Origin of the sequence: Actinocorallia sp. A-T 12471, from assembly GCF_033875155.1 — a bacterium.
Lineage (GTDB): Bacteria > Actinomycetota > Actinomycetes > Streptosporangiales > Streptosporangiaceae > Actinocorallia.
Map to the genome: position 1 here is coordinate 644,738 of NZ_JAWZTE010000001.1, position 12,039 is coordinate 656,776.

Consider the following 12,039-nt stretch of genomic DNA (forward strand, 5'->3'; position numbering starts at 1 on the left):
CACTCACGGTGCGCCTCCGGGGGAGTGGCGGACCGGCACGGGGGAACGCATGGTGCTTCGGCGCGCGCTCGGCGTGGCCGTCGGGCTGCCCGCGAAGGTCGGGCGCATCCCGGTGGACGCCGTCAAGGGGTCGCTCTCGGTGGTGCGCCTGGTCTCGGAGGCCGTGGCCGACCGGGAGGTGCACAGTCCCGCCGACGGGCACCGCCACATCGCCGTCAAGGGCGAGGGCGGGGAGAAGTTCGCGGCGGACCTGGAGACCGCGCTCGGCGTGGTCGAGGGGGTGGAGCGCGCCGAGGTCAACGGCGTCCTCGGCGAGGTCCTCGTGGTCGCCGACGGCGTGGCCGATGACCTGCTCGTCGACGTCGTGGACGAGGTGGAGCGCGAGCACGGCCTCGCCGACGAGCCGCACGCCGGCGCGGCCCACCCGGGCCGGGCGGGCTCGCTCGTGGAGGAGGCAGTCCACGCGGGCGCGAACCTCGCGGGCTGGGGCGTCGCGGTCGTGGCGGCGTCGATGCGGATGAGATTCCTCCCGTCGGCTGTGCCGGCTGTCCTTGGCCTCGCTGACGTGAGTCCGCCTCTGCGCGCGATGCTGGAGCGTACGGTCGGCCGTAAGGCCGCCGACAACTGCTTCTCGGCGGGGCTGCTGGCGAGCCAGGTCCTGGCCGTCCAGCCGGTGGGGCTGATGCTGGCGTTCGCGCGGCGCGCCTCGCACGTCGCTGAACTGCGCGCGCGGCGCGACGTCTGGCACCGCAGGGCGGGCGAGCTGATCCGGCCCGACTCCTACCGGGCGGAGCCCTTGACGCGCGCGCCGCGCCCGGCCCCGCTGCCCGACGGTCCCGTGGAGACCGTGCAGCGCTGGAGCGGGCCCGTGTCGTTCACCGCGTCGGCCGGGGTGTTCGCGTTCACGCGGAACGCCGAACGGGCCGAGGGCGTCGTCGTTGCGGGCGTGCCGAAGGCCGCGCGGCTGGGCCGCGAGGCGTTCTGCGGCCAGCTGTCGCGCGCCCTCGCCGAACGCGACGCGCTCGTCATGGACCCCGCGTCCCTGCGCCGCCTCGACCGCGTCGACCGCGTCCTGCTCGACGCCGCCGCCCTCCGCACCGGCCACATGATCATCGACGAGGTCATCCCCCTCACCCCCACCCCCGACCCGCAACCAGGACGCTCCGCCGACCCCGGTCCACACGGCCCGGAACGCGGTCGATCCGGAGAAGCCGGGCCGCACAGCTCAGAACCCGAACATTCCGCCGAGGCTGGGGCCGTTGATGGGGGCTCGGGTGGGGAGGGGTATGCGCCTGAGGAGCTTTATGCGCGTGCTCACGCCCTTGTGGACCTTTCCCGGCCCCGGTCGGTGGGGCGGGAGGGGGCGTGGCTGCTGAGCCCGCTCAGCCGCGCGTCGCGGCTGTTCGAGGACGACGCCGAGGTCACCGCGCGGCTCGCGGCGCTGCGCGGCAAGGGCGCGCTCGTGCTGCTGCTCGAGCACCGCGACGCGCCCGTCGCGCTGGTCTCCGTGGTGCCCGAGCTGCACCCCACCGCCGAGGCGCTCGTCGTCGCAGCGCGCAAGGCGGGGCTCGTCATCGTCGTCGGCGACGGCAGGGGACTCGACAAGCGCCTGCGGGTCGACGGCCTGCGCGTGGTCCCGCCCGCCGACGCGGTCCGCGCGCTCCAGGCCGAGGACCACGTGGTCGCCCTCGTCTCGCCCGACGACCGGGAGGCGCTGTGGGCCGCCGACGTCGGCATCGGCGTCCTCACCGAGGACGGCCCGCCGCCGTGGGGCGCGGACGTCCTCTGCGGCCCGGGCCTGGAGACCGCATGCCTGCTCCTCGACTGCGTGCCCAAGGCGCACGACAACAGCCGCCGTAGCGCGCGCACGGCCAAGCTCGGGTCACTGACCGCGCTTCTGCTGTCGGCGGCGGGCCCGGCCACGACCGCCGACAAGCGCGCTCAGCTCGCGGTCGACCTCGCCGGCTTCTCCGCGTTCGCGCAGGGCGCGTGGGCGGGGCTCGCGCTCACCCGGATGCCCGCGCCCGTCTCGGTGGACCGGACGCCCTGGTACTCCTGGCCCGTCAAGGAGGTCCTCGACCACCTGAGGACCTCACCGGAAGGGCTCACCGAGGAGGAGGCCGCGCACCGCCGCGCGGGCGAAGGCCACGAGACGCCCCAACGGCACGGCCTTACCCGGCTTGTCCTCGAGGAGTTGGACAACCCGCTCACCCCTGCGCTCGCCCTCGGCGCGGGCGTCTCGGCGGTCGTGGGGTCGGTCACCGACGCGACCCTCATCGGGGTCGTCCTCAGCACCAACGCCGTCATGTCCGGCCTTCAGCGTCTCGGAGCCGACCGTGCTCTGCGCGGTCTGGTGGGCCGCAGCGCCGTCAAGGTACGCATCACCCGTCCCGACGGGGAACACGAGGCGGTAGGCGAGGACCTGGTACCGGGCGACATCATCAGGTTCACCGCTGGCGACTCCGTGCCCGCCGACTGCCGGCTGCTCAGCGCCGACAACGTCGAGATGGACGAGTCGAGCCTGACGGGCGAGTCCCAGCTCGTCGCCAAGGAGGCCGAGCCGAGCTTCTCGCCCCTGGTCGCCGAGCGCAGGTCGATGCTCTACCAGGGCACGGTCGTCGCGGCGGGCGACGCCGTCGGCGTGGTCGTCGCCACGGGGTCGGCGACCGAGGTCGGACGCACGGCTCACCTTGCGGGGGCCATCTACCGAGAGACGGGCGTGGAAAGGCGGCTGCGCGAACTCACCCGCGTAACGCTGCCCGTCTCCCTCGCCGCAGGCATCTCCCTTCTGGGCTCCAACCTTCTGCGCGGCCAGCCGTTCGGCAGGGCGCTCGGCTCTGCCGTCAGCCTCGCCGTCGCCGCCGTCCCCGAAGGGCTGCCGTTCGTTGCGACCGCCGCGGAACTCGCCACAGCGCGCCGCCTCACGCGGCGTGGAGCGCTCGTGCGCAACCCGGCGACCATCGAGGCGCTGGGCCGGGTCGACGTCCTGTGCTTCGACAAGACAGGCACCCTCACCGAGGGAAGGCTGCGGCTGCGCGAGGTCTCCGACGGGGTCGCGTCCGCGCCCGTAGGGGAACTGCCGGACAGGCTGCTCGAGGTCGTCGGCGTCGCGATGCGCGCGGGCCCCGACCTGAACGGCGAGCGCCCTCCGCACCCGACGGACCGGGCGGTCATGTACGCCGTAGACGAACTCGCTCTGAGCGAGCGTATGGAGCCGTGGGAACGCCTCGACGAACTGCCCTTCGAGCCCGCGCGCGGCTACCACGCGGTCCTGGGGTCCTCCCCGCAGGGCCGTTGGCTGAGCGTCAAGGGCGCGCCAGAACTCGTCCTCGACAAGTGCGCCACATGGCAGCGCGACGGCGAGAGCGTCCCCTTCGACGCCGCCGCGCGCGCACAGGTGGCCGACGAGATCGAGGCGTTGGCACGCCGCGGCTTCCGCGTCCTGGCTGTCGCCGACCGTCCCGCGCCGGAGGACGAGTTCGCCGAACTCACCGAAGAGGGCGTGCAAGGGCTCGTCTTCCTGGGCCTGCTCTGCATCGCCGACCCTGTGCGGCCCACCGCCGCGGCCGCCGTCGCCCGCCTGCGCACGGCGGGGGTCGGCATCATCATGATCACCGGCGACCACCCGAGCACCGCCGAGGCGATCGCCGCCGACCTCGGCATCCTCGACGGCCGCGTCATGACCGGCGCGGACCTCGACGAACTCGGCGACGCCGACCTCGCCAAGGCGCTGTCCGACGTGTCGGTCTTCGCCCGGATGACCCCCGCGCAGAAGGCGAGGACCGTCGGGGCGCTGCGGACCATGGGCAAGGTCGTCGCGGTGACCGGAGACGGCGCCAACGACGCGCCCGCGATCCGGCTCGCCGACGTCGGGATCGCGCTCGGCGAGCGCGCCTCGCCCGCCGCGCGCGAGGCCGCCGACGTCGTCATCACCGACAACCGCATCGAGACGATCACCCAGGCGATCGCCGACTGCCGCGCGATGTGGCGCTCGACCCGCGACGCCCTGGCCGTCCTGCTCGGCGGCAACCTCGGCGAGATCGGCTTCACCGTCGGGACCGGCCTGCTGATGGGCGCGAGCCCGCTCAACGTGCGCCAGCTCCTGCTGGTGAACATGCTGACCGACCTGCTCCCGGCGATCGCGCTCGCGGTGCGGCCGCCGCACCGCGTCACCAAGGCCGACCTGCTCGCCGAGGGCCCCGAGCGCTCGCTGGGCGCGGCGCTGACCCACGACATCGCCGTGCGCGGCATCACGACGGCGGCCGCCGCGTTCGCCGCGTTCGTGCTCGGCCACTCGGGCGGCTCGCGGCTCCAGGCGTCCACCACGGGCCTCGTGGCGCTCGTGGCGACCCAGCTGTTCCAGACGATCGCCGCGGGCGGCAGGGACCCGCTGGTGCTCGCCTCGGGGGTGTTCTCGCTGACGGTCCTGGCCGCGGTCGTGCAGATCCCCGGCCTCAGCCACTTCTTCGGCTCGCGCCCGCTCATGCCGCAGTGCTGGCTGATCGCCTACGCCTCGGCCGCCACGGCCGCGGCCCTCGCGTTCGTGCTCACCCGCATCCCGATCCCGGACGCCTCAGCCGGGCTCCCGGCGCGGCTGCGCGAGAGCCTGCCGACGCTGCTGCCCGAGCGGGTCAGGTCGCGGTTCGCCGTCCTCACGACGCTCCTGCAGCCCTGACGGCCGACGCGGGAAGGCCGAAGGCCCCGCCGCCGACGGGGGAGCGTCGGCGGGCGGGGCCTCCGGGGTCTCCGCACGTCAGAAGATCGCCGTCAGAGGACCTTCGACAGGAACGCCCTGGTCCGTTCCTGCTTGGGGTTTGCGAGGACTTCGCGCGGTTTGCCCGACTCCACGACGACGCCGCCGTCCAGGAAGACGAGGGTGTCGGCGACCTCGCGGGCGAAGCCGATCTCGTGCGTGACGACGAGCATCGTCATGCCGTCGGCGGCGAGGTCACGCATGACGTCGAGGACCTCGCCGACGAGTTCGGGGTCGAGCGCCGACGTGGGCTCGTCGAACAGCATCAGCGTGGGCTCCATCGCCAGCGCGCGGGCGATCGCGACGCGCTGCTGCTGGCCGCCGGACAGCTGCGCGGGGTAGGCGTCGCCGCGCGGGCCGAGGCCGACGCGGTCGAGCAGGGCCCGCGCCCGGTCGCGCGCGACGGCCTTGGACTCGCGCCGTACGAGGACGGGCGCTTCCATGATGTTCTCCAGCGCCGTCATGTGCGGGAACAGGTTGAAGCGCTGGAAGACCATGCCTATCTCGCGGCGTTGCGCGGCGATCTCCTTCTCGCGCAGCTCATACACCCTGCCGTTCTTCTCCCGGTAGCCGATGAGGTGGCCGTTCACCTCCAGGCGGCCCGCGTCGATCCGCTCCAGGTGGTTGACGCACCGCAAGAACGTCGACTTGCCGGAGCCGGAAGGGCCGATCACACAGGAGACCTCGCCCTGGCCGACCTCAAGGTCGATCCCGCTGAGCACCTCGTTGTCGCCGTACCGCTTGCGCACGCCGAGCGCGCGCACGATCGGCGCTCTGCGCGCGACGGGGATGTCGACGGTCATCGCTGGACCCCCTTGGAGTAGCGCTTCTCCAGGTACCTCTGGAGCACCGTGGCGATCGTCGTCAGCACCAGGTACCAGACCGAGACGGTGAGCAGCAGCTCCACGATCATCAGGTTGTTGGTGTAGATCCGTACCGCCGACTGGAGCAGCTCGCCGTACTGGATCGCGTAAGCGAGCGAGCTCGTCTTGAGCATGCTGACGAACTGGTTGCCTGTCGGCGGCACGATGACGCGCATCGCCTGCGGCAGGACGACACGCCGCATCGTCTGGGCGCGGGACAGGCCGAGCGCCTGGGACGCTTCGGTCTGTCCCTTGTCGACCGAGTTGATCCCGGCCCGGACGATCTCGGCCATGTACGCGCCCTCGTTGATGCCGAGGCCGAGCAGCGCCGCGACGAACGGCGTCACGAGGTCGTTGGTCGCCCAGGTCCCGAGGCCGGGGATGGACACCGTGTCCACCACGAGCGACAGGTTGTACCAGAGCAGCAGCTGGACCAGCACCGGCGTGCCCCGGAACAGCCACACGTACAGCGCGGAGACCGCGCGGACCTCGCCGAAGCGCGATCCGGCCATCACCGCCGCGCCGACGCCGAGGGCGATGCCGACGGCCTGGGCGAGCACGCTGATGAGCAGCGTGTTCCCCAGGCCCCTGAGCACGTTGTCGGCGGTCAGGAACTGCCGGGTGACCCCGTAGTCGATGTCGGCGTCCAGGAAGGCACGTACGACGAGCACGGCCCCGGCCGCGATGAGCGCGAGGAAGACCCAGCGGCTGTGGTGGCGGACCGGGACCGCCTTGAGCGCCTCGTCTTTCACGTGCCCGCGTTGATCTCGGCCTCGGTGACGGCCCCGGCCGGGATCTCCCACTTGTCGATGAGCGCGCCGTATTCGCCGTTGTCGATGATCGCGGCGAGCGCCTTGCGGATCGCGTCACGGAGCTGGGTGTTGTCCTTGGACACCGCGATGCCGAGCGGGCCGGCCTCGATCTGCTCTCCTACGACCTCGTACACGCCGCCGGACTCGCGGGCGTTGTAGGCGGCGACGGGGTAGTCCTGCAGGCCCGCGACGGCGCGGCCCTGCTTGATCTGGAGCATCGCCTCGGTCTCGCGGTCGAACGACAGGATGTCGATCTTCTTGCCGCCGTCCTTCTCGCACGCGGCGCTCTGCTCCTGCGCGTAGCCCTCCTGGGTGGTCCCGCGCTGCACCGCGATGGTCTTCCCGCAGAGGTCGGCGAGCGACTTCAGGCCCTCGGGGTTGCCCTTCTTGACCAGCATCATGGCCCCGGCCACGTAGTAGTCGACGAAGTCGACGCTGGCCTGGCGCTCCTTGGTGTCCGACATGCCGGAGATGGCGACGTCGAAGCGGCCAGACTTGAGCGACGTGATGAGCCCGTCGAAGGACGCGGACTTGAACTCGAACGTCACGCCGAGCTGCTTGCCGAGGCTGTCGGCGAGCTCCTTGTCGAAGCCGAGCACGGTCTCGCCGTCGGTGTCGTAATACTCCATCGGCGCGTAAGCGATGTCGGAGCCTACGACGATCTTGCCCGCCTTCTGCTGCTTGTCGGGCAGCTCGGTGAACAGCGGGGCGGCCGAGCCCGCCGGGCCCGGCGCGTCGGCCTCCTCCGTGGAGTCGCCGCAGGCGGCGACGGACCCGGCGACGAGGGCGGCGAGCACGGTCGCGCCGAGGAGGCGTCGGGAGAAGAGGTTCATGGTTGGGGCTTCCTTGTGCGAAGAGGGGAGGGTGGGAGGTCTGTTAGCGCGCGTACAGCCCGCGTCTTCCGGTCGTCACCTTGGCGAGGGCGTCAGGCCGGACGGTGACGCCGGTGCCGGGCCCGTCGGGCACCGCGATGTGGCCGTCCTCGAGGACGAACGGCTCGGTCAGGTCCTCGGCGTAGTAGCGGGCGGACGCGGAGGTGTCGCCGGGAAGGACGAAGCCGGGAAGCGCGGCGAGGGCGAGGTTCGCCGCACGGCCCACCCCTGTCTCCAGCATTCCGCCGCACCATACGGGGACGCCGTTGGCCACCGAGAGGTCGTGAATCCGGCGGGCTTCGAGGTAACCGCCCACCCTCGCGGGCTTGATGTTGATCACCCGGCAGGCCCCGAGGGCGAGCGCGGCGGCGGCGTCGCGGGCGGAGGTTATGGACTCGTCGAGGCAGATCGGCGTACGGATCAGCTTGGACAGCTCGGCATGGCCGCGCAGGTCGTCCTCGTCCAGGGGCTGTTCGATGAGCAGAAGGCCGAAGTCGTCAAGCGCGCGCAGGTGCTCGGCGTCGGTGAGGGAGTAGGCGGTGTTCGCGTCCACCTGCAGGAGGAGGTCGTCGCCGAAGGCCGCGCGTACGGCGCGGACGGGCTCGACGTCCCAGCCCGGCTCGATCTTGAGCTTGATCCGCAGGTACCCGTCGGCGAGATAGCCCTCGACGGCCGTGAGCAGTTCGGGAAGGGAGTCCATGATCCCCACCGAGACGCCGGACGGGACGCGCTCCTTGACCGAGCCGAGGTAAGTCGCGAAGGACATGGCGTAGGAGCGCAGTTCCGCGTCGAGCAAGGCCGTCTCCAGTACGGCCTTCGCAAGCCGGTGCCCCTTGACGGCCTCGAGGGCGGGCCCGACCTTCGCCGCCGTGACGCCGTCGCCCAGCGCCGCGACCCTCGGGATCAGATGGTCGCGCAGGACGAGTTCGGCGGAGGCGTTGAACTCCGCGCAGTACAGGGGTTCGGGGTCCCCGGCGAACTCCGCCCAGCCCTCGCCGGTGTCGGTGACGACCCGCAGCAGGAACGTCGAGCGGACGGTGTCGGTGCCGAACGACGTGCGGAAAGCGCCGACCAGGGGGACCTCGATCGCGACGAGTTCGACGTGCTCGATCCTCACGGGGTCTCCTCGGGGGTCGGTTCTGGGGCGGGCTCGGGGGTCAGGTGGTACCAGCCGTCGCGCGAGATCGACACCGCGGTCAGGCCCTCGGCGGCCTGGAACACCTCGCGCACGGCGTGCCGCCACCCCAGCGCGCGGGCCGGGTCGGCGGCGCGGACGGCGAGGATGTCCTCAGGGACGCGGCACCACACCGCGTCGCCTTGACGTGCCACGTACGGCATGCCGTCGGGCGCGAGAGAAGGCTCGGGGGAGGGGCGCGGCGCAGGGTCGGTCGCACGGCCGGGCCGGAAGGCGGCGAGCCGCCAGCGGACGGTGAGCCGGTCGGACTCGTCGCCGGCGTTGAACACGTCGTTCATCGGCCCGTAGAAGTCGGCGGTGTACTCGGGGGCGGTGGCGCCGAGCTTCACCAGGTTGAACCAGGCGTTCCGGCGGATCAGCGGGTCGAACGTCCAGGTGATCGTCGCGGCCCCGCGCTCCATCGCCCAAGCGCGCTGGGCGAGTTTCAGCGCGTACCCGACCCCGCCGCCGGTGCGGTGCGCCCCGGCGATCATCGAGTACACGTCGCGGTCCTCGGGCGGCCCCCAGATGGCGGCGCTCGCGCCGATCATGCTCTGCGGCCCATAGGCGGCATGGACGGCCCCGCCCGCATGCGCGAGGGAGCGCAGGACGTCGGCGGGCAGGGGGTCGGCGCCCGGGGGCGTCTCCCAGACGTCGGCGAGCAGCCGTGCGACGGCGTGCAGCCGCGCCGGGTCCGCGACGGACTCCACGCGCACCCCTGCCGCCCCCGCGGCGGCGTCGGCCTGCCGGTGGGCGAGGTCGCGAGCTGATGGATCGAGCACCGTTCCACTCTCGTCAACCGGACGGCAACCACGCTTCAGCCGATTGGCCAAATGTGACAAAAGTGATTTATCGGATGGGCCAAAAGCCACATACGCTGTGGCACGTGCCCGCCTCGACCCTCGAACACCTGGTGGAAGCCCTGGGCGCGGAGCCGATCAGCCTCGTCACCGCCCCGCGCGGCGCGGCCACCCCCGTGACCGGAACCCTGCTGCACGAGCCTCGCGCGCCCCTACCTCGCATGGACGGGGCGCTGCTCCTTGCCGTCGGCGTGCCGCCGTCGGAGGGCAGGACGCTGCTACCGCGCGCGGTCTCGGCCGGCCTGTCCGGGCTCGTGGTCAAGCGCTACGGCGCGCCCCTGGGCGACCTCGTCAACGCCGCCGACGAGGCGGGCCTCAGCCTTCTGTGCGCCGACGACGAGGTGTCCTGGCAGCAGCTCGACGCGCTGATCAGCTCGGCGCTCACCGCCGTGGCCGCCCCGCGCGGCGGCGGGCCCGCCGGACCCCACGCGGGCGACCTGTTCTCCCTCGCCAACGCCATCGCGGGCGCGGTGGGCGGCGCGACCGCCATCGAGGACCCGTACCAGCGCATCCTCGCCTACTCGACCCTGCGCGGACAGCCGATCGACGAGGAGCGCCGCCAAGGCATCCTCGGCCTGCACGTCCCGTACCTGGAGGAGAACGTCCCGCAGTACCGGGAGCTCGCGCGCACGCACAAGGCACTGAGGTTCCCTTCGGGCTCAGGCGGCCTGCCGAGGCTGGCCGTAGGGGTGCGCGCCGGAGGCGAACTGCTCGGCTCGATCTGGGTGGTGGACGCCGAAGGAGACCTCGGCGAAGACGCCTTCAGGGCGCTTGAAGACGCCGGACGCATAGCCGCCCTGCACCTCCTGCGCGCGAGGACGTCCCACGACCTCGCCCGCCGCCAGCGCGGCGACCTCCTGCACCGCCTGCTCGCCGACCCCGACAGCGCGCCCGTCGTCGCCCCCCAGCTCGGCCTCCCGCTCGACGCCCCCGCCGTCGTGGCGGCCTTCCACATCAACGCCGCGGGCCACGACGAGTCCTGGATCGCGCGCGCCGCACTCCAGCTCATCGACCTTGTGAGCCTGCACTGCGAGGCCCACTTCGGCCGCCACGGATGCGCTCTCCTTGACGGCGTCGTCTACGCCCTCCTACCGGGCGAGGCCAAGCGCGACTTCGTCGCCGACGTAACGGCACGCGCGGAACGGGCCCTCCAACTGCCGGTGAAGGCGGCGCTCGGCTCCGTCGTCCCGCATCTGCGCCGTGCCTCCGACTCACGCCGCGACGCCGATACCGTCCTTCGGGTACTGGCCGGGGGAGACCGCGGGTTCGCCACGATCGAAGAGATCCGCCCGACCGTCACCCTCATGGACATCGGCCACGCCCTCCCGGCCCTGCCCCGGCTCGCCGAGGGCGCGGGACCCGCCATCCGCGCGCACGACGCCGCGCACAAGACCACCTACACCGAGACGTTCCTCGCCTATTTCAACGCCGACGGCGACGTCCGCGCCGCCGCCGAGGCCCTGACCGTCCATCCCAACACCCTGCGCTACCGGCTGTCGCGCGCGGCCGAGCTGTTCTCGCTCGACCTCGCCGACCCCGACACCCGCCTCGTCCTGTGGCTGCAACTGCGGGCCTGCGCTCCTTCCCCAGCGCGCTAGGGCCGCCGACCGGGCGTTCGGCACGCCGGTGAGCCGTGAGTCCCTTGTGATCTTCTGGTGTGGGACGCGTTGTTCGTCCGAAGATTCCCGGTTTTGTGGGGTATCGCGTCCCTTGCCGGGAGTCCCGGCCGGGCGGGGCGTTTGTCCCGGGCCGCCGGGCAGACCGGTATTCCGTGCTCAGGCGCTGGGTGTTTCGTATGACGGATGCTGTTCACGGTCGAAAGGAGACCGGGAACATGGACGGCTGGACCGTGCCGGGCTACACCACCATCGAGACCCTCGGCGAGGGCGCGCACGGGCGCGTCGTCGCCGCGGAGCGCGACCGCGACGGCCGTCGCGTCGCCGTCAAGTACCTCAGCGACCCCGCCCGCCGCGCGGCCTTCGCCACCGAGGCGCGCCACCTGTCCCGCGTGCGCTCCCGTCACGTCGTCCGCCTCCTCGACCACGTCGAGCACGGCGACGGCGCGGCGCTCGTCATGGACCACGCCCCCGGAACGACCCTCAAGTCCCTGCTCGCCGAGACCGGCCCCCTGGCCCCCCAGGCCGCCCTCCTGGTCTTCAGGGGCGCGCTGCGGGCCCTGGAGGCCACCCACCGGGCCGGGATCGTCCACCGCGATCTCAAGCCGGGGAACCTGCTCGTCGGACCCCGGGGCGAGGTGACGCTCATCGACTACGGGATCGCCGTCGCCACCGGCACCGAGACCACCCCGATAGGCACGCCCGCGTACATGCCGCCCGAACAGTGGCAGGCCCTGCCCGCGACCCCGTCATGGGACCTCTACGCCGCCACCGCCGTCTTCTTCGAGTGCCTCACCGGCGCCCGCCCCTACCCAGCGCGCTATATCGCGGAGCTGGCCGCGCAGCACCTGTACAGCCCCGTCCCCGACGCCGACGACGCCCGCCTCCAACCCCTCATCGCCGCGGGCCTCGCCAAGGACCCCGAGGACCGCGCCTGCTCCGCCGCCGCCCTGGTCCGCGCCGTCGACCACCTCGCCCGGCGCGCCTACGGCCTCACCTGGACCCGCCGAGCCCGCCCCCACTTCCTCCCGGCGACCCCCGCGTTCGTCCTCGCCGCGTGACCCGCGTTCCGGGTCTAGCAAGCAAGTA

Annotated in this window: 8 protein-coding genes; 3 read left to right on the plus strand and 5 right to left on the minus strand. The window is 72.6% G+C overall.

The window, feature by feature from the left end; genetic code table 11:
- Positions 1–49 precede the first annotated feature (49 nt).
- The gene (locus R9X44_RS03040) at positions 50–4,675 is read left to right on the plus strand and encodes an HAD-IC family P-type ATPase (protein WP_319812382.1); all 4,626 of its coding nucleotides are present in this window, start codon (positions 50–52) and stop codon (positions 4,673–4,675) included.
- Between the two features lie 92 nt (positions 4,676–4,767).
- On the opposite strand, the gene R9X44_RS03045 is transcribed toward R9X44_RS03040, so the two are convergent.
- The 5 genes from R9X44_RS03045 to R9X44_RS03065 are packed head-to-tail and all read right to left on the minus strand — an operon-like array spanning position 4,768 to position 9,256.
- Positions 4,768–5,556 (minus strand): amino acid ABC transporter ATP-binding protein, encoded by a 789-nt coding sequence (locus R9X44_RS03045; RefSeq protein WP_319812383.1) that lies wholly within the window; start codon positions 5,554–5,556, stop codon positions 4,768–4,770.
- Positions 5,553–6,368, minus strand: a complete 816-nt coding sequence (locus R9X44_RS03050; protein WP_319812384.1) for an amino acid ABC transporter permease — start codon at positions 6,366–6,368, stop codon at positions 5,553–5,555. The genes R9X44_RS03045 and R9X44_RS03050 overlap by 4 nt, the downstream gene beginning before the upstream one ends.
- Positions 6,365–7,261 (minus strand): ABC transporter substrate-binding protein, encoded by an 897-nt coding sequence (locus tag R9X44_RS03055; protein WP_319812385.1) that lies wholly within the window; start codon positions 7,259–7,261, stop codon positions 6,365–6,367. Before R9X44_RS03055 ends, R9X44_RS03050 begins: the two co-directional genes overlap by 4 nt.
- 43 nt (positions 7,262–7,304) lie before the next feature.
- Positions 7,305–8,417, minus strand: a complete 1,113-nt coding sequence (gene menC, locus R9X44_RS03060; RefSeq protein ID WP_319812386.1) for an o-succinylbenzoate synthase — start codon at positions 8,415–8,417, stop codon at positions 7,305–7,307.
- Positions 8,414–9,256: a hypothetical protein gene (locus R9X44_RS03065; RefSeq protein WP_319812387.1), complete on the minus strand. Its 843-nt coding sequence runs from the start codon at positions 9,254–9,256 to the stop codon at positions 8,414–8,416. Before R9X44_RS03065 ends, menC begins: the two co-directional genes overlap by 4 nt.
- Before the next feature lie 104 nt (positions 9,257–9,360).
- Between R9X44_RS03065 and R9X44_RS03070 the strand changes: the two genes are divergently transcribed.
- Both R9X44_RS03070 and R9X44_RS03075 read left to right on the plus strand, forming a co-directional pair.
- On the plus strand, positions 9,361–10,932 hold the full coding sequence (locus R9X44_RS03070; RefSeq protein WP_319812388.1) for a helix-turn-helix domain-containing protein: 1,572 nt from the start codon (positions 9,361–9,363) through the stop codon (positions 10,930–10,932).
- Between the two features lie 236 nt (positions 10,933–11,168).
- Positions 11,169–12,011 carry a serine/threonine-protein kinase gene (locus R9X44_RS03075; protein ID WP_319812389.1) on the plus strand — a complete coding sequence of 281 codons (843 nt, stop codon included), beginning with the start codon at positions 11,169–11,171 and terminating at the stop codon, positions 12,009–12,011.
- The last annotated feature ends 28 nt before the right edge of the window (positions 12,012–12,039 follow it).